The 18,485-nt window shown below is 72.7% G+C and carries 14 protein-coding genes; 11 read left to right on the top strand and 3 right to left on the bottom strand.

Annotated features, from left to right (window positions below):
- The first annotated feature begins 7 nt into the window (after window positions 1–7).
- The 4 genes from ABD901_RS18290 (at window position 8) to ABD901_RS18275 (ending at window position 6,379) form a co-directional block, all read left to right on the top strand.
- On the top strand, window positions 8–2,494 hold the full coding sequence (locus ABD901_RS18290; protein WP_345128160.1) for a DNA gyrase/topoisomerase IV subunit A: 2,487 nt from the start codon (window positions 8–10) through the stop codon (window positions 2,492–2,494).
- A gap of 658 nt (window positions 2,495–3,152) precedes the next feature.
- On the top strand, window positions 3,153–4,079 hold the full coding sequence (locus ABD901_RS18285) for a sulfite exporter TauE/SafE family protein (protein WP_345128158.1): 927 nt from the start codon (window positions 3,153–3,155) through the stop codon (window positions 4,077–4,079).
- Window positions 4,080–4,097: 18 nt separating this feature from the next.
- Complete coding sequence (gene pgi, locus ABD901_RS18280) at window positions 4,098–5,732, top strand: glucose-6-phosphate isomerase (protein ID WP_345128156.1); 1,635 nt, start codon at window positions 4,098–4,100, stop codon at window positions 5,730–5,732.
- A 59-nt stretch (window positions 5,733–5,791) separates the two neighbouring features.
- On the top strand, window positions 5,792–6,379 hold the full coding sequence (locus tag ABD901_RS18275; protein WP_345128155.1) for a hypothetical protein: 588 nt from the start codon (window positions 5,792–5,794) through the stop codon (window positions 6,377–6,379).
- A 3-nt stretch (window positions 6,380–6,382) separates the two neighbouring features.
- Here the strand turns inward: ABD901_RS18275 and ABD901_RS18270 are convergent, their stop codons facing one another.
- The 3 genes from ABD901_RS18270 to ABD901_RS18260 are packed head-to-tail and all read right to left on the bottom strand — an operon-like array spanning window position 6,383 to window position 9,370.
- The gene (locus tag ABD901_RS18270) at window positions 6,383–8,146 is read right to left on the bottom strand and encodes an FtsX-like permease family protein (protein ID WP_345128154.1); all 1,764 of its coding nucleotides are present in this window, start codon (window positions 8,144–8,146) and stop codon (window positions 6,383–6,385) included.
- A gap of 1 nt (window position 8,147) precedes the next feature.
- The gene (locus ABD901_RS18265; RefSeq protein ID WP_345128153.1) at window positions 8,148–8,843 is read right to left on the bottom strand and encodes an ABC transporter ATP-binding protein; all 696 of its coding nucleotides are present in this window, start codon (window positions 8,841–8,843) and stop codon (window positions 8,148–8,150) included.
- Window positions 8,840–9,370, bottom strand: coding sequence for a PadR family transcriptional regulator (locus ABD901_RS18260; protein WP_345128151.1), 531 nt, complete (start codon window positions 9,368–9,370; stop codon window positions 8,840–8,842). Before ABD901_RS18260 ends, ABD901_RS18265 begins: the two co-directional genes overlap by 4 nt.
- Before the next feature lie 144 nt (window positions 9,371–9,514).
- Here ABD901_RS18260 and ABD901_RS18255 point away from each other — a divergent pair, with 144 nt between their 5' ends.
- The 7 genes from ABD901_RS18255 (at window position 9,515) to ABD901_RS18225 (ending at window position 18,465) form a co-directional block, all read left to right on the top strand.
- On the top strand, window positions 9,515–10,150 hold the full coding sequence (locus ABD901_RS18255) for a TetR/AcrR family transcriptional regulator (protein WP_345128148.1): 636 nt from the start codon (window positions 9,515–9,517) through the stop codon (window positions 10,148–10,150).
- A gap of 3 nt (window positions 10,151–10,153) precedes the next feature.
- Entirely contained in the window at window positions 10,154–11,890 is a 1,737-nt protein-coding gene (locus tag ABD901_RS18250; protein WP_345128146.1) for an ABC transporter ATP-binding protein, read from the top strand.
- Window positions 11,887–13,866 (top strand): ABC transporter ATP-binding protein, encoded by a 1,980-nt coding sequence (locus tag ABD901_RS18245; protein WP_425556698.1) that lies wholly within the window; start codon window positions 11,887–11,889, stop codon window positions 13,864–13,866. Before ABD901_RS18250 ends, ABD901_RS18245 begins: the two co-directional genes overlap by 4 nt.
- A gap of 164 nt (window positions 13,867–14,030) precedes the next feature.
- Window positions 14,031–15,170 (top strand): lytic polysaccharide monooxygenase, encoded by a 1,140-nt coding sequence (locus ABD901_RS18240; protein WP_345128145.1) that lies wholly within the window; start codon window positions 14,031–14,033, stop codon window positions 15,168–15,170.
- Window positions 15,171–15,274: 104 nt separating this feature from the next.
- Window positions 15,275–15,958, top strand: coding sequence for a hypothetical protein (locus ABD901_RS18235; RefSeq protein WP_345128144.1), 684 nt, complete (start codon window positions 15,275–15,277; stop codon window positions 15,956–15,958).
- Window positions 15,959–16,011: 53 nt separating this feature from the next.
- Window positions 16,012–16,701 (top strand): hypothetical protein, encoded by a 690-nt coding sequence (locus ABD901_RS18230; protein WP_345128141.1) that lies wholly within the window; start codon window positions 16,012–16,014, stop codon window positions 16,699–16,701.
- A gap of 177 nt (window positions 16,702–16,878) precedes the next feature.
- A complete protein-coding gene (locus tag ABD901_RS18225) occupies window positions 16,879–18,465 on the top strand; it encodes a hypothetical protein (protein WP_345128140.1) in 1,587 nt (528 codons plus the stop codon).
- Window positions 18,466–18,485 lie beyond the last annotated feature (20 nt).

Here is an 18,485-nt window from a genome sequence, read left to right as displayed (position 1 = left end):
CTTCACCATGGCACGCAAGACCACCAAGGCGGTCAAGGCCGACCTGTCCGCTTTCGATCAGGCGGGCGCGCGGGTCCTCAACAACCCGCTGACGACCGAGGTCGAGGACTCCTACCTGGAGTATGCGTATTCGGTCATCCACTCCCGGGCGCTGCCGGACGCGCGGGACGGGCTCAAGCCGGTGCACCGCCGGATCCTGTTCTCGATGAACGAGCAGGGGCACCGCCCCGACCGCGGCCACGTGAAGTCCTCCCGCGTCGTCGGTGACGTCATGGGTAAGTACCACCCGCACGGCGACAGCGCGATCTACGACGCCATGGTCCGCATGGCGCAGGACTTCTCCCTCAACGTGCCGCTCATCGACGGCCACGGCAACTTCGGCTCCCCCGATGACGGCCCCGCCGCCTCCCGCTACACCGAGGCCCGGATGTCGCGCGAGGCGATGCTGCTCGTCGGCGAGCTCGACGAGGGCACCGTCGACTTCCGCCCCAACTACGACGGCTCCCTCGAGGAGCCTTCGGTCCTGCCGGCGGCGTTTCCCAACCTGCTCGTCAACGGCTCGTCCGGCATCGCGGTCGGCATGGCCACCAACATGATCCCGCACAACCTCGCCGAGACGGTCGCCGCCGCCCGCTGGCTGATCAACCACCCGACGGCGACCCTCGACAAGCTCATGGAGTTCATCCCCGGCCCCGACCTGCCCACCGGCGGGCTGCTGCTGGGCCTGGACGAGGTGCGCAGGGCCTACGAGACCGGCCGCGGCGTCGTGCGCATGCGCGGCCGGGTCGAGATCGGGCTGCTGGAGGGCAGCCGCGGCCGGCAGGCGATCACGGTGACCGAGCTGCCGTATGGCATCGGCGCCGAGAAGGTCATCGAGAAGATCACCGACGAGGTCAACAAGACCAAGCGCCTGCAGGGCATCGCCGACGTCAAGGACCTCACCGACCGGGAGAACGGCACCCGCCTGGTCATCGAGTGCAAGGTCGGCGTCAACCCGCAGGCCCTGCTCGCCGACCTCTACCGGCTCACCCCGCTGGAGCAGTCCTTCGGCGTCAACAACCTCGTCCTGGTCAACGGCCAGCCGCAGACGCTGGGCCTCAAGGCGCTGCTCGAGGTGTTCCTGCAGCACCGCTACGAGGTCGTCACCCGGCGCACCGAGTTCCGCCGCAAGAAGCGCCAGGACCGCCTGCACCTCGTCGACGGCCTGCTCATCGCCCTGCTCGACATCGACCGCGTGATCGCCCTGATCCGCGACAGCGACAACGCCGCCGCGGCCAAGACCGGCCTGATGAGCGAGTTCGGCCTGACCGAGATCCAGGCGACGTACATCCTCGACACCCCGCTGCGCCGCCTCACCCGCTACGACCGCATCGAGCTCGAGGCCGAGCAGCAGCGCCTCAACGAGGAGATCGCGGCCCTGAGCCAGATCCTCGACGACGACAAGGTCCTCAAGAAGGTCGTCTCCGACGAGCTCGCCGCCGTCGTCAAGGACAACGGCCAGCCGCGCCGCACCACCCTCATCGACGGCGACCTCAAGGAGGTCCTCGCCGCCTCCGTCCCCGCCGGCCCGCTCGAGGTCACCGACGACCCCTGCCAGGTCCTGCTGTCCGCAACCGGCCTGGTCGCGCGCACCGCCGCCGAGTCCGAGGAGGCCCCCGAGGGCAACCGCAAGGCAGGCCGCGACAAGCACGACGCGGTCCGCGCGGTCGTCCACACCACCGCCCGCGGCCAGGTCCTGCTGGTCACCAGCCGCGGCCGCGCCTTCAAGGTCGACGTCCTCCCGCTCCCGGTCCTGCCCGAGCAGCCCGGCACCGTCTCCCTGCGCGGCGGCATGTCCACCTCCGAGCTCGTCCCCCTGGAGTCCGGCGAGACCGTCGTCGGCCTCGCCCCGCTCGGCGAGCGCGACTCCGGCTCGCCGGGCCTGGCCCTGGGCACCCGCGCCGGCTTCGTGAAGATCTGCGTCCCGGAGTGGCCCGTCCGCGCCGACGAGTTCGAGGTCATCGGCCTGCGCGACGGCGACGAGGTCATCGGCGCCACCTGGCTCACCGACGGCGCCGAAACTCTCGCCTTCGTGAGCACCGACGCCTCCCTGCTGCGCTTCCCCGCCTCGCTGGTGCGCCCCCAGGGCCTGAAGGGCGGCGGCATGGCCGGCATCAACCTGGCCCCCGACACCCACGCCCTCTTCTTCGCCGCGATCACCACGAAGGACCCCCAGCACGGCGAGCCGATGGTCGTCACCGCCACGATGGGCAACGCGAAGGTCACCCCGCTGCGCCTCTACCCGGCGAAGGGCCGCGCCACCGGCGGCGTGCGCGCCCAGCGCTTCCTGAAGGGCGAGTCCCACCTGGTCCTGGCCTGGGTCGGGCCCCGCCCGGTCGCCGCGAGCACGAAGGGCGACCCTCGCGACCTGCCCGCGGCCGACGCCCGCCGCGACGGTTCGGGGGCGCAGTTGCGCGCGCCGGATCTGATCGGGCACCAGGTCGAGCGCAGCTGACGCTTCGACCGCCCCGGCGCTGCGGCGCCGGGGCGGCGCCCCACCCAGTCCGCCTCCGCCCACCGCCCGAGCCAGCCACACAGCCCACGCCGGCGCCGAGGCCGCACCGCCCGGGCCGGCCGCGCAGCCCACGCCGCCGCGGTCGCCGAGGCCGCACCGCCTAAGCCCGCTACACCCACGCCAGCCGCGCCACGTGGACCAGCCGCCGCCCACCGACCGGGCCGGCCGCAGCACACCGCCCAGACCGCCTCGGCCCCACCGCTCGGGCCGGTCGCATCAACGGGGCTGCCACCGTCGGGGAGAGCGCGCCGACTGGCCTTGCCGCGCTGGGGTTCGGCGGCGTTTTGTTCCACCATCATGGCGATGTCCGATTTTTGAGCGTGCTTTCTTCATGATCGTGGAGAGAAAACGCCGGATAGGGGGCTCGGTCGCAGCTCCGAGGTGTCGTCGAACTCCGCGGGTGCGCAGAGGGGGCGACTAGGGTCGATGCGGGGCGACTGCTGGGCGTGGCGACCGATCACCCAGACAGGCGTCGCGCGGGTTTTGTCCGGATATTTCGGATATGCCGTCACGCGTGAGTGTGATTTGCGGCCTCTAATTCCGGCATTGTCGACTTAGTTAGTGGACAAAATTGGGGTTGGTCGGCAGACTGCTGCGAATGGACCCGCTGTTGGCCTTTGCCGGGCTTGGTGTCGGTGTCGTCGTCGGGCTGACCGGCATGGGGGGCGGCGCGCTCATGACGCCGATCCTTGTGCTGTTCTTCGGGGTGCCGCCGTTGGCCGCGGTGTCCAGCGATCTTGCCGCCAGCGCCGTCATGAAGCCGTTCGGGGGGTTCGTCCACGCGCGGCGCAAGACCGTCAACTGGGCGCTGGTGCGGTGGCTGTGCCTCGGCAGTGTGCCCAGTGCGTTCCTCGGGGTGCTGCTCATGCGGGCCATCGGGGACGGGGAGCGCGTCCAGGACGTGGTGCGGCTGGCGTTGGGTGGTGCGCTGCTGCTGGCCGTCGTCGGGCTGCTCGTCAAGGCGTACCGGCGCGACGACGCCGGGGACGACGGTGCCGCCAAGCCGATCGTGGTCCGGCCGGTGCCGACCGTGCTGCTGGGGGCGCTCGGCGGGCTCGTGGTCGGGATGACCTCGGTCGGGTCCGGGTCGCTGATCATTGTCATCCTGCTCGCGCTGTACCCGGCGCTCCGGCCCCGCGACCTCGTGGGGACCGACCTGGTGCAGGCGATTCCGCTGGTGTTCTCGGCGGCGCTGGGGCACGCGCTGTTCGGGGATCTCAAGCTCGACCTCGCCGCCGCGGTGCTCATCGGGTCGGTGCCCGGCGTGCTGATCGGGGCGCGGCTGTCCTCGCGCGCGCCGGCGGGAGTGGTGCGAGCGGCCCTGATCGTCGTGCTCATTGCGAGCGCGCTCAAGCTGTTCGCGGTACCGACGGCGATTGTTCTTCTGGTTGTGGCGGCGGTGACCGCGGTCGCGGTGGTAGAGGGGGTGCGGCGGCGGGGTGGCGCGGCGGCACAAGATCGGGACACCGGAGACGAGACGAACGCGAAAGGGGCAGAATCAGCGAGTGGAGTGGTCCCACGCTGACTCGCTAGGAGTTTCCTGATGCCTCGGCTCAACCATCTGCCCGAGTGGGCCGCGCTGGTCAAGCACCGCGCGGAGCTCGGCGAGGTGCACCTGCGCGACCTGTTCGCCGAAGACCCCGACCGGGGCGGCCGCTACAGCCTGCAGGCCGGCGACCTCTACCTCGACTACGGCAAGCACCTGGTCACCGACGAGACGCTGCGGCTGCTGCTCGAGCTCGCGGCGGCGCGGCGGGTGTTCGACCTGCGCGACGCGATGTTCCGCGGTGACAAGATCAACTTTACGGAGCACCGGGCCGTGCTGCACACGGCGCTGCGGGCGCCGCGGGACGCCGAGGTGATCGTCGACGGCGAGAACGTGGTGCCGAAGGTGCACGCGGTGCTCGACCGGATGGCGGCGTTCGCCGACCGCATCCGCTCCGGCGAGTGGACCGGGTACACCGGCGAGCGCATCACCACGATCGTCAACATCGGCATCGGCGGCTCCGACCTGGGGCCCGCGATGGCGTACGAGGCGCTGCGCGCCTTCACCGACCGCTCCCTGACGTTCCGGTTCGTCTCCAACGTCGACGGCGCCGACCTGCACGAGGCGGTCCGCGACGCGGACCCGGCGCGCACGCTGTTCATCGTGTCGTCCAAGACGTTCACGACGATCGAGACGATCACCAACGCGACGGCGGCGCGCACGTGGCTGCTCGAGGCGTTCGGCGACGACGCGGCCGTGGCCAAGCACTTCGTGGCGGTGTCGACGAACGCGGGCGAGGTCGCCAAGTTCGGCATCGACACGACGAACATGTTCGAGTTCTGGGACTGGGTCGGCGGCCGCTACTCCTACGACTCCGCGATCGGCCTGTCGCTCATGATCGCGCTCGGGCCGGACGGGTTCCGGGCGATGCTCGACGGGTTCCGGCGCATGGATGAGCACTTCCGCACCGCGCCGCCGGCGGCCAACGCTCCGCTGCTGCTCGGCCTCCTCGGGATCTGGTACCGCGACTTCCACGACGCCCAGACCCACGCCGTGCTGCCGTACAGTCACTATCTGTCGCGGTTCACGGCGTACCTGCAGCAGCTGGACATGGAGTCCAACGGCAAGTCCGTCGACCGCGAGGGCAAGCCGGTGGAGTGGGCGACCGGCCCGATCGTGTGGGGCACGCCCGGCACCAACGGCCAGCACGCGTACTACCAGCTGATCCACCAGGGCACCGCGCTCATCCCGGCCGACCTGCTGGGCTTCGCCCGGCCCGTCGCCGAGCTCGGCGCCCTCGCCGGCCAGCACGACCTGCTGATGGCCAACCTGTTCGCGCAGGGGCAGGCCCTTGCGTTCGGCAAGCCGTCGGAGCAGGTCGCCGCCGAGGGCGTGGCCAAGGCCGAGGTGCCGCACCGCACGTTCCAGGGCGACCGGCCGACGACGACGATCCTCGCCGACGAGCTCACCCCGGGCGTGCTGGGCCAGCTCATCGCGCTGTACGAGCACAAGGTCTTCGTCCAGGGCGCGATCTGGGACATCGACTCCTTCGACCAGTGGGGCGTGGAGCTGGGCAAGGTCCTGGCCAAGCGCATCGAGCCGGCGCTGGTCTCCGACAGCCCGGACCTCTCGGCCCTGGACTCCTCCACCGCGACGCTGGTCGGCCGCTACCGCGCCCTGCGCGGCCGCTGACCCGCCGTCGGCCGTGCGGGGTGGGCCGCCGCCCCGCACGGCCGACGTATGGTCGACTCGTGATCGCCGACGCCGACCTGCGCGCGATGTCACCGGACGAGCGGGCCGACCTGGCCCGGCGGCTCGCCGTGCTGGCCCCGAAGGTCACCCGGCGGGCGCCCGAGATCGCGGAGCGCGCCAGGCGGCGCTTCGTGATCATCATCGGGGTCGCGAGCGTGCTGATGATCCCGTGGGTGATCGCGCTGACGCTGACGCTGCCGCCGCGGTACCTCGCCGGGCACTGGCGGCTGACGTGGGTCGGCTTCGACCTGGTGCTCGGCGCGGCGCTCGCCGTGACCGCGTGGGCGGCGCTGCGGCGGCGCCAGATCATGATCCTCGCCGGCGTGGTGAGCGCCACGCTGCTGGCCTGCGACGCGTGGTTCGACATGGTGACCGCGTCCGGGCAGGACCGGTGGGTGAGCCTGGCCACCGCGGCCCTCGTCGAGCTGCCGCTGGCCGCGTGGCTGTTCTTCATCTCGTACCACCTCGTGCGGCTCAGCATGCGCCGCCTGCTCGTCCTGTCCGGCCAGTCCCCCGACGTCTCGCTGTGGCGCCTGCCGCTGCTGGGCGTCCCCCCGCACCGCCGCAGGCGGGCCGGCCACTCCTGATGCTCAGGCGGGCGTCGAGCGCAGCGCGTCGGCGACCGGCCGGCGGGCGGCGGCCAGCGCCGGCACGGCGGCCATCGCGCCGATGACGAGCAGCGCGGCGAGCATCGTGGCCAGCAGCCAGGAGGCGGGCGGGAAGTCGATGCGGCCCGTTCCGGCGAGCACCACCAGGACGACGCCGCCCGGCAGCCCGGCGGCGACGCCCAGCAGGGCGGGCAGCAGCTGCGCGACGGCGACGCTCGCGGCGGCCTGCCCGGGCGTGGCGCCGAGCGTGCGCGCCACCGCCAGGGGCCGGCGCGCGTCGAGGACCGCGGACCAGGTGTGCACGACGGTGTTGACCAGCGCCAGGGCGCACACGGCGACGGTGAGCACGAGCAGGGCCTGCTGGCCGCGTTCGACGCGGGGGTTGGCCATTTCGGTGTATCCGAGGTCGAAGGATTCCCGCTGCGCGCGGACGGTGAGGATGCCGACGAGCGCGGTGACGGTGACGAAGGCGTTGAGCGTGACGAGCCGGGCGCGGCGCGGCCGGCGGGCGTTGATGCGCAGCCCGAGCAGCACGGCGGTGGGCAGGCGGCGGGAGAGCCGGATGCGCCCGCCGCGGCGGCGCGGGGGCGACGGCGAGTCCGCCAGGGCGTGGACGGTGCTGGTGGTCGCGGCGCGCAGGACGGGACCCACGGTCGCGATGACGGCGATGGCGAGGGCGAGCGCGACGGCGGCGACGACGGTACGCAGCGCCGGCGGGGAGCCGCCGACGGAGCCGATGAGCCCGGCGCCGGGGCTGATGAGCACCGGCGCGGCGAACCAGCCGGCGGCCAGGCCGATGCCGGCGGCGGCGAGGCCGATCGCGAGGTACTCGGCGACGTGGACGGCGGCGACCATGGCCGGCCCGGCGCCGACGGCCTTGAGCAGCCCGACCCGGCGCCGGCGGGCCACGACCCGGCCGGCGACGATCCCGGCGACGCCGGCCAGGGCGAGGCCGGTGAGCAGCCAGCCGCCGATGACCAGCACGGTCTGCGCCGCCCGGTAGAGGCCGGCGTTGGCCTCGGCGATCTCCTGCCAGGAGCTGTAGACGTCCCTGGACCCGTGGCCGGCGCTGGCGTTGCGGTCGGCGAGGCGGAGGTTGAGGGTGTACGACAGCGGGCGCCCGCCGCTGAGGGCGGCGATGTCGGCGGGGTCGACCCAGACCAGTCCCCCGCGTTCGACGAGGACGCTGCCCGGGTAGTGCCATTGGGCGTACGGGTAGGCGGCGCGGGCGGCGGTGACAGCGGTGCCGAGGACCTTCAGGTCGTGTCCCTCGATGCTGACGGTGTCGCCGGTGCGCACGCCGAGGGCGTCGGCGAAGGCGCGCTCGACGACGACGCCGCCGGGGCGCGTCCAGGTGCCGGAGGTGACGGCGGGCCGGTCGAGCAGTGCGGGCGCGCCGTCGCGGCCCTCGACGACGGTGTGGACCTTCTTGCCGGCGGCGGTCATGGTCAGGTAGGCGATCGGGTACGGGCCGCTGTGGCCGGTGACGCCGTCGGCGGTGGTCAGGGGTGCGAGCTCGGCGAGGGCGTCGGTGCCGGTGGAGTGGGGCGTCACGGCGAGGTCGGGGCCGGCGGTGGCGGCGCGCGTGCGCTCGTACGGCCGGGCGGCGACGTCGTCGAGCGCGAGCGCCATGGTGAGGGTGCCGGTCGCGGCGGCGATGGCCAGCAGCAGCAGGACGGTCTCGAGCGGGCGGCGGCGCAGGTCGCGCAGCAGCAGGCGCCCGACGAGGAGCAGGCGGCCGGCCATCTCAGCGCCCCACGTGCAGGGAGTCGGCGAAGGCGCCGTCGCGCATGGAGATGACCCGGTCGGCCACGGCGGCGATGCGGGCGTCGTGCGTGACGACGACGAGGGTCTGCCCCGCGGCCCGCAGCTCGTCGAAGAGGCGCAGCACCTCGTGGGTGGCGGCGGTGTCGAGGTTGCCGGTCGGCTCGTCGGCGAGCACGACGTCGGGCTCGTTGCTCAGCGCCCGGGCGATCGCGACCCGCTGGCGCTGGCCGCCGGACAGCTCGGACGGCAGGTGCCGGGCCCGGTCGGCGAGGCCGACGCGGTCGAGCAGGTAGGTGGCGCGCCGGCGGGCCCGCCGCGGCGGCTGCCCGGCCAGCAGCGCGGCCAGCTCGACGTTCTCGACGGCGCTCAGCTCGTCCATGAGGTGGAAGTCCTGGAAGACGAAGCCGATGCGGTCGCGGCGCAGCTTGGCCAGGGCCCGCTCGCTCATGGTGTCGACGCGGCGGCCGCCGAGCCACACCTCGCCGCCGGTGGGGCGCTGCAGGCCGCCGAGCAGCTGCAGGAGCGTGGACTTGCCGCAGCCGCTGGGGCCCATGACGGCGAGGGCCTGCCCGGCGGGGACGTCGAGGTCGATGTCGTCGACGGCGCGCACGAGGGTGTCGTCGCTGCCGTAGCGGCGGGACAGGCCGCGGGCCTGCAGGAGCATCGCGGCGGTCATGCCCGCACCTCCCGGGCGCGGCCCGACCAGGTCCGCTCGCACGCCTCGAGCCAGTCCAGGTCGGCGCGCAGCCGCAGCACGACGCCCTCCAGCAGCAGCCCGGCGACCGGGTCGACGGCGCGGTCCAGCGCGGCGCGCTGTGCGTCGCGCAGCCGGCGCAGCACCTCGCGGCGCTGGGCGTCGACGAGGGCGATCGGGTCGGCGAGGCGGGCGGCCGCGGCGGCGACGAGCTTGAGGTGGAACTCGGTGAGGTCGGGCCGTGGCCAGCTCACCTCGGACAGCCAGGCGGCGACGCGCTCCTGCCCGGCGGGGGTCAGTGCGTAGACGCGCCGGTCGGGGCGGTCGGGCAGGCCCTCGCAATGCCGCGACGTCACCAGCCCGGCCTTGGCGAGCCTGGTGAGCGTCACGTAGATCTGCCCGGCGTTCATCGCCTCGCCGAGCGGGCCGAGCGCGTCGCGCATGCGGGCGCGCAGCTCGTACCCGTGCGCCGGCTCCTTGGCCAGCATCGCCAGCACCACGTCCTGCACCAGGCGACCTCCTCTTGATCGCCGATAGATAACCGCTAGCCATGCCGGGCTGTCAAGTCGCACCGGTCCGGGCGGCCGACGGCCTTGTACGCCGTCGGAGAAATCGGTTGTCCGAGTGAGTGCTCGCTCATTACAGTGTCGACCGTGAACGATCAGCAGACCCGGCGGCGGCGCCGGGTGCCGGCACTCGCGCCCGACGAGCGGCGGGCAGCGCTCGTCGCCGCCACGCTGCCGCTGCTGCGCACGCACGGCGCGGCGGTGACGACCCGGCAGATCGCCGAGGCCGCGGGCGTCGCCGAGGGCACCATCTTCGGCGTCTTCCCCGACAAGGCGTCCCTGATCGCCGCGGCCCTCGAGAGCGCCTTCGACGCCGGGCCGATGCTGCGGGCGCTGTCGGCGATCGACCCGCAGGCGCCGCTGCGGGAGCGGCTCAGCGACGCCACGGCGATCCTGATCCGCCGGGTCGAGAGTTCGGTACCGCTGATGATGCTCGCCCGCACCATGCCCTTCGACGCCGAGGACTCGCCGCTGGCGGCGCTGCTGCGCGGCCGCCGCCGGCTCATCGAGGCGGTCGCCGAGCTCATCGAGCCGGACCGCGCCCAGCTGCGGCGCAGCCCGGACACCACCGCCGGGGTGCTGTTCGCCCTGGTCGCCAGCACCGTCCGCGGTGACCTGCCCACCGAGAAGCCGTTCACGCCGGACGAGATCGTCGCCGTCCTGCTCGACGGCCTGCTCCGCCGAACCGACACCGAGCACGACCAAAACCGGGGAGAAGCCTGACCAATGCTGATCCGTCTGCTGCGAACGTACCTGCGGCCCTATCGCGGGCCGATCACCCTGGTGGTGGTGCTGCAGCTGGTGCAGACGCTCGCCACCCTGTACCTGCCGACCCTCAACGCCGACATCATCGACAACGGGGTCATCACCGGTGACACCGGGTACATCATGCGCATCGGCGGCTACATGCTCGCCGTGACGCTGGTGCAGATCGTCTGCTCGGCCGCCGCGGTGTACTTCGGCGCGCGCACGGCGATGGCGCTGGGCCGCGACGTGCGGGCCGGCCTGTTCGCCCAGGTGCAGCGCCTCAGCGCCCGCGAGGTCGGCGGGTTCGGCGCGCCGTCGCTGATCACCCGCACCACCAACGACATCCAGCAGGTGCAGATGCTGGTGCTGATGACCTTCACACTGATGGTCTCGGCGCCGATCATGTGCGTCGGCGGCATCATCCTGGCCCTCAACCAGGACGTGCAGCTGTCCTCGCTGCTGCTGGTCGCCACGCCGCTGCTCATCGCGCTCATCGCGCTCATCGTGGTCCGGATGCGGCCGCTGTTCCGGCTCATGCAGGTGCGCATCGACCTGGTCAACCGGGTCATCCGGGAGCAGATCACCGGCATCCGGGTCATCCGCGCCTTCGTGCGCGACGAGCACGAGCGGGCCCGCTTCGCCGACACCAACGCCGACCTGCGCGACGTGTCCCTCGCCGTGGGCCGGCTGATGTCGCTGATGTTCCCGAGCGTCATGCTGGTCGTCAACGTCTCCAGCATCGCCGTGCTGTGGTTCGGCGCGCAGCGCATCGACAGCGGCGGCATGGAGGTCGGCGCGCTGACGGCGTTCCTGAGCTACCTCATGCAGATCCTCATGTCGGTGCTCATGGCGACGTTCATGTTCGTCATGATCCCGCGGGCCGAGGTGTGCGCCGAACGCATCCAGGAGGTGCTGGGCACCGAGTCCAGCGTCGTGCCGCCGGACGAGCCGGTGACGAGCCTGGACGTGCACGGCGAGCTGGAGCTGCGCGGCGTGTCGTTCCACTACCCGGGCGCCGAGGCCTCCGTGCTCTCCGGCGTCGACCTGGTCGCGCACCCGGGCCAGACGACGGCGATCATCGGCAGCACCGGCGCGGGCAAGACGACGCTGCTCAACCTCGTGCCGCGGCTGTTCGACGCGACCGGCGGCACCGTCCTGGTCGACGGCGTCGACGTGCGCCGCATCGACCCGGCGCTGCTGTCGCGCACGGTGAGCATGGTGCCGCAGAAGCCGTACCTGTTCTCGGGCACGGTGGCCTCCAACCTGCGCTACGGCCGGCCCGACGCGACCGACGAGGAGCTGTGGCAGGCCCTGGAGGTGGCGCAGGCGACCGACTTCGTGCGCGCCATGCCGGAGGGCCTCAACGGCCCGATCGCGCAGGGCGGCACGAACGTCTCCGGCGGGCAGCGCCAGCGCCTGGCGATCGCCCGCACGCTCGTGGCCCGCCCGGAGGTGTACCTGTTCGACGACTCGTTCTCGGCGCTGGACTACGCCACCGACGCGGCGCTGCGCGAGGCGCTGCGCTCCGAGATCGCCGGCGCGACGGTGGTCATCGTCGCCCAGCGGGTCAGCACCATCCGCGACGCGGACCGCATCATCGTGCTCGACGAGGGCCGGGTCGTGGGCACCGGCACACATCAGGAACTCATGGACGACAACGAGACCTACCGCGAGATCGTCCTGTCCCAGCTTACGGAGCAGGAGGCCGCGGCATGACGGCACCGAACAGGCCCGCGGCGGGCGGGGCGCGCCCCGGCGGCCCCGCGTTCGGCCCCGGCCGGATGATGATGGGCGCCGGCGGCCCGCCGGCGAAGCTCGAGGACTTCAAGGGCTCCGCCAAGCGGCTGCTGAGGATGCTCGCGCCGGACCGGCTGATCGTCGCCGCCGTGCTGCTGTTCGGCATCGTCAGCGTCGTGCTGTCGGTGCTCGGCCCGCGGCTGCTCGGCCACGCCACCGACGTCATCTTCGAGGGCATCATCAGCAAGAAGCTGCCGCCGAACATGACCAAGGAGCAGGCGATCGCCGACCTGCGCGCGCACGGCCAGGACCGCTACGCCGACCTGCTCAGCGGCATGTACCACGTGGTGCCGGGCAAGGGCATCGACTTCGGCCGGCTCCAGCACGTGCTGCTGCAGGTCGCGGTGGTGTACCTCTTCGCCTGGATCTTCGGCCTGCTGCAGGCCCGCCTGACCACGGTCGTGGTGCAGCGCACCGTCTACCGGCTGCGCGAGCAGGTCCAGCAGAAGCTCTCGCGGCTGCCCCTGTCGTACTTCGACCAGCAGCCCCGCGGCGAGGTGCTCAGCCGCGCCACCAACGACACCGACAACATCGCGATGACGCTGCAGCAGTCGCTGAGCATGCTGCTCACGTCGCTGCTGACGATCATCGCGGTGCTCGGCATGATGTTCTGGATCTCGCCGCTGCTGGCGGTCATCGCGCTGGTCACGGTGCCGCTGTCGGTGTTCATCACGGCCCGCATCGGCAAGCGCTCGCAGCCGCAGTTCGTGAAGCAGTGGGCCAGCACCGGCCGGCTCAACGGCCACATCGAGGAGATGTTCACCGGCCACTCGGTGGTGAAGATCTTCGGCCGCCAGCACGAGGCCGCGGCCACGTTCGCGGAACACAACGAGGCCCTGTACGCCTCGTCGTTCCGCGCCCAGTTCATCTCCGGGCTCATCCAGCCGGCGATGATGTTCATCGGCAACGTCAACTACGTGCTCGTCGCCGTCGTCGGCGGCCTGCGCGTGGCCTCCGGGACGATGACGCTGGGCGACGTGCAGGCGTTCATCCAGTACTCCCGGCAGTTCTCCCAGCCGCTGACGCAGGTCGCCAGCATGGCCAACCTCGTGCAGTCCGGCATCGCCTCGGCCGAGCGGGTGTTCCAGCTGCTCGACGCGGCCGAGCAGAGCCCGGAGCCGGCGGTGCCGGCCCGCCCGGCGCAGGTGCGCGGCAAGGTCACCTTCGAGCACGTCTCGTTCCGGTACAAGGACGACGAGCCGCTGATCGAGGACCTCTCGCTGAGCGTCGAGCCCGGCCAGACCGTCGCGATCGTCGGCCCGACCGGCGCCGGCAAGACCACGCTGGTCAACCTCATCATGCGGTTCTACGACCTGACCGGCGGCCGGATCCTGCTCGACGACGTCGACATCGCCACGATGTCGCGCGACGAGCTGCGCGAGCAGATCGGGATGGTGCTGCAGGACACCTGGTTGTTCCAGGGCACCATCGCGGAGAACCTGGCGTACGGCGCCGACCACCCCACCCGCGAGACGATCACCGTCGCGGCCGAGGCCGCGCACGCCGACCGGTTCGTGCGCACCCTGCCGGAGGGCTACGACACGGTGATCGACGAGGAGGGCGCCGGGGTCAGCGCGGGCGAGAAGCAGCTCATCACGATCGCCCGGGCGTTCCTGGCCGAGCCGACGATCCTCATCCTCGACGAGGCCACCAGCTCCGTCGACACCCGCACCGAGGTGCTGATCCAGCGCGCGATGAGCACCCTGCGCGCGGGCCGGACGAGCTTCGTCATCGCCCACCGCCTGTCCACGATCCGCGACGCCGACCTGATCCTGGTGATGGAGCACGGCTCCATCGTCGAGCAGGGCACGCACGAGTCCCTGCTGGCCGCGCACGGCGCCTACGCCCGCCTGTACTCGGCCCAGTTCGCCGCCGCCGCGGTGGACGTGGACTGATCCTTAGGGCGGGGCGTGTCCGGGTAAGTTTCACGCCCGCGGCACGCCCCGCCCGCACACATTCATGATCGTGTTTGCCTTTCGGGAGTGACCGCACCGACACTGCGCCTACCTCGTGGGAGCCGAGCGACTCAGCCGCGCCCCAGAACCGAGGAGGTACCCCATTGGCAACCCACGCTAGACGCGCGCTGTGGCCGGCGGCCGTCGCCGCCGCAGCGGCGCTCGTCGCGGCCGTGCTCGTCGCACCGGGCCCGGCCCGCGCGCACGGCGTCGCGCTCGTGCCCGGCAGCCGCACCTACCTGTGCTACGTCGACGGGCTGCAGGCCACCGGCCAGATCATCCCCAGTAACCCCGCCTGCGCCGACGCCGTCGCGCAGGGCGGCCAGCAGCCGCTGTACGACTGGTTCGGCGTCCTGCGCTCCGACGCCGGCGGCCGCACCACCGGCTACATCCCCGACGGGCAGATCTGCGGCGGCGGCACCACCAAGTACGCCGCCTACAACGCCGCCCGCACCGACTGGCCGACCACCCACCTGACCGCCGGCTCGACGATCCAGCTGCACTACAGCAACTGGGCCGCACACCCCGGCACCTTCCACATGTACATCACCAAGAACGGCTGGAACCCGGCCACCCCGCTCGCCTGGGGCGACCTGGAGTCGTTCTGGAGCGTCACCGACCCGCCGCAGTCCGGCGGCCCCGGCGGCTTCAACTACTACTACTGGGACACCACCCTGCCGGCGGCCAAGACCGGCCGGCACATCCTGTTCATCCAGTGGGTGCGCTCGGACAGCCAGGAGAACTTCTTCAGCTGCTCCGACGTCGTCTTCGACGGCGGCCACGGCGAGGTCACCGGCGTCGGCGGCAACCAGCCCACCGGCTCCCCGTCCGCGTCGCGCTCCCCGTCGGCGTCGCCGTCCGTGTCGGTGTCGCCGTCGTCGTCGCGCAGCCCGTCCTCGCCGGCCTCGTCGTCGCCGTCCGGCGGTGGCGGTACCGGCGGCTGCACCGCGACCTGGAAGACCAACGCCATCAACTGGGCCGGCCACTTCCAGGCCGAGGTCACCGTCAAGAACAGCGGCACGTCCACGTTGAACGGCTGGACGGTGAAGTGGACGTTCACCGGCGGCCAGGGCTTCGAGGGCGCCCCGTGGAACGGCACCGTCACCAGCCAGCCACCCAACGTCGCGGTGAAGAACGTCGACTGGAACAAGGTCCTCGGACCCAACGCCACCACGTCGTTCGGCTTCAACGGCACCGGCACCGAACCCGCCACCGCACCGACCCTCACCTGCACCAGCCCCTAGCACCGTCCGTCCCCGGTGGCGCCCGCCCTTTCGCGGGCGCCACCACCGTCCGCCGTGGAAGGGCCACCGCCGCGATGTTGCGCTACGCCGTTGGTTTCACAGCCGTGGGAGCGGTACTCCTGGTGCTCTTCTTCGTCACCCGCCGCCCCGCGGCCCCGCCGCCGCGCGACGTGGTCCACAGCGTCCAGGGCGTCCTCGGCGACCGCCAGTCCGCCAGCCTCGAGGTCCTCAGCGGCGCCGAGTCCGTCATCATCCACAGCGAGCCCCTCGACGGCCTGCTGTACCGCGCCTCCACCCTGCCCGGCAGCAAGGTCGAGCCGGTCGCGTCGGAGTCCGGCGACGCCGTCCAGCTGCGCCTCAACGGCACCGAGATCGCCGGCCAGGCCACCGTCCACGTGTACCTCAACGACAAGGTCCGCTGGACCCTCAACCTGGCGGGCGGCGGCCTGCGCCAGGTCGTCGACTTCGGCTCCGGCCGCCTCGCGGGCATCGAGGTCAGGGCCGGCGTCCAGGAGCTCGACGTCACCGTCCCCAAGCCCGAGGGCACCATGCCCATCCACGTCGGCGGCGTCGGCCGCCTGGCCGTGCACGCCCCCACGGGCCCGCCGGCGCAGCTCACCCTGGGCGAGAAGGGCACCATCGGCGAGGTACGCCTGGACGACCAGCAGAGCAAGAACGTCACCGGCGCCACCACGGTCGCCGGCCAGGGCTGGGCCGCGGCGACCGACCGCTACGCCCTGCGGGTCGACACCGCCGCCGCCTCCGTCTCCCTGGACCGCCGCCCGTAACCCCGCCCGCCGGCGATCCCGGCCGTCACCCCCGCGGCGGCTACGGTCGGCGCATGCTGAACGGTGGCAAGATCGCCCGGCTGGTGCACGAGGACGAGCTGGCCGAGTACCCGGCCGGGCGGCTCCTCGACGTGATGCGGGCCCTCACCATGGTGCTCACCCTGCCCGGGGCGGCGGCCCAGCGCCTCGACGCCGTCGCGGTGCTCACCGGGCAGGGCGAGACGTGGCGGCTCGCGCACGCCGTCGGGGACTGGGAGGCACGGCCGGCGCGGCGGCACCTGCTCGTCGCGACGACGAACGCGCGCGAGGCGACGTACGAGGACGTCACCCTCGACTCGCTGCGCGGGCTCGGGCTGCGGCGCGTCTCCGGGGTGCACATCCAGGGCGAGGCGGCCGCCGACACCGGCGTGCAGGCCGCGTGGGTCGCCGCCCAGGTGCGCGAGCTCGGCATCACCGGGCTGGCCCTCGCGGTGTCGCCGTACCATCTGCCGCGCGCCTACCTCACGGTGCTGCGCGCCTGCGAGGACGCCGGGGTGCGCATCCCGCTGCTGCCGCTGCCCGTCGCCGTCGCGCCCGACGCCACCGTGCCGGAGAGCGGCGCGTCCGCGTGGGACATGGTGGCCGGTGAGATGCGGCGCATCATCGAATACACCGACCGCGGCTGGGTCGCCGATCCCGAGCTGCTGCGGCGCTACCTCGCCTGGCTCTGGCACGAGCACCGCGCCCTGCTGCACACACCATAATCGTCGCTGCTCGCCGCACATCGCGCAGTACATCGACGACTTCTTCGGCTACGACCAGTGGTTCCTGTTCGACACCCGCGCGCTGCTGCGCCGGGCCCTGCACCGGGTTCCGTTCGAACGCCAGGGATCGCCCCGGGGTGGGCGTTTGCCGCACGGGGACCGGGTAGAGCGCGGCCCGTGCTGACGAACCTCGCCCATCTGGACTCGCTGCGGGTCCGCATCACCCCGCCGGCCGTCGCCGGGCACACCACGTACCGGCTCTCCGAGGAGCCGGACGTCGAGGTCGTATGGACCTACGCGAACCGGCTGCCCGACGGCAGCTTCCTACCGTGCGGCGGCGGCGACCGGATCGACGACGGCGGGTACACACAGGGTGCGTTCAACGCCGACGACATCGCGCGGGCGGCGGTGGTGTACACCCGCCACTGGCGCGCGACGGGCGCCCTGACCAGCCGTTCCGCGGCCCGCCAGCTGCTGCGGGGCCTGTGCTACCTGCAGACCGCGCCCGCCGACGACACCGACCCCCGCGCCGGCAACGTCGTGCTGTGGCAGCAGACCGACGGCCGCCTCAACAACAGCGCCGAGCCGCATGAGGCCCCCGACCCGTCCGACAGCGCCGAGTCCGCCTGGCTCGCCCGCACCCTGTGGGCGCTCGGCGAGGGCTACGCCGCCTTCCACGGCGACGACCCCGCCTTCGCCGCGTTCCTGCGGGTCCGCCTGCGCCTCGCCGTGGGCGCGGTGCGGCGTCAGGTGCTCAGCCGGTACGGCCAGTGGCGCCTCGTCGACGACACCCCGACGCCGGCGTGGCTCATCGCCGACGGCGCCGACCTGACCGGTGAGGCGTTGCTGGGCTTGTGCGAGTACACCAGAATCAGCGACGACGAGGACGCCCGCAAGGCCCTCGAGCAGCTCGCCGAGGCCGTGACCGCGATGCGCACCGGCACACCGTGGACGTGGCCGTTCGGCGCGGTCCTGCCCTACGGCCTGTCCCGCACCGAGTGGCACGGCTGGGCCGGCCTCGCACCGGGCGCCCTGGCCCGCGTGTACGAGCTGTGCGGCGACCTCCCGGCCCGCGACGCCGCCCTCGCCGACGCCGCGTCGTTCACCCCGCACCTGCTCGTCGGCGGCGGCCCGGACAACCTGCGCGTCGCCATGCCCGGCGCCCGCGAGGCCATGACCCTGGACGGCGTGCAGCTCGCCTACGGCGCCCACTCGCGCGTCGAGTCCCTGCTCGCGACCGCCCGGGCGACCGGCCGCGGCGCCCTGCGCACCCTGGCCGGCGTCGCAGGATCCTGGTTCTTCGGCAACAACCCCGCCGGCGCACCGATGTACGACCCGGCGACGGGCGTCACCTACGACGGCATCGACATCCTCGACGACTCCGGCGGCGCACCGGGCGTGGTCCACCGCGACGCCGGCGCCGAGTCCACCATCCACGGCCTCCTGGCGATGCTGGCGCTGGACGCCGACGCCCAGGCCGCGGCGATCGCGCGCATCGCTGAGCCGACGGTGCGCATCGAAGGCGCCGAGATGCACTCGATGGCCCTGGCCGACCCGCTGACCGGCGCTCACCTCACCCTGCTGCGCAGCATGGCCACCAGCACCCGCGCCGCAGACGTGGTCGTCCCCGGCGACGCCCCGGCAACGGTGAGCGTCAACGACCCGGCCGGCGACGAGCTCGAGCACTACACTTCGACGGCCGGCCGCATCCGCGTCCTGGTCCCCGCCGGCGGCTTCACCACGGTCCTCCAGCCGGGCCGTTAGGATCTGGTTACGGTACGCAT

It is taken from the genome of Dactylosporangium darangshiense, from assembly GCF_039537565.1.
In the GTDB taxonomy this organism is placed as follows: Bacteria; Actinomycetota; Actinomycetes; order Mycobacteriales; family Micromonosporaceae; genus Dactylosporangium; species Dactylosporangium darangshiense.
This window is presented reverse-complemented; position numbering and strand designations above follow the sequence as displayed.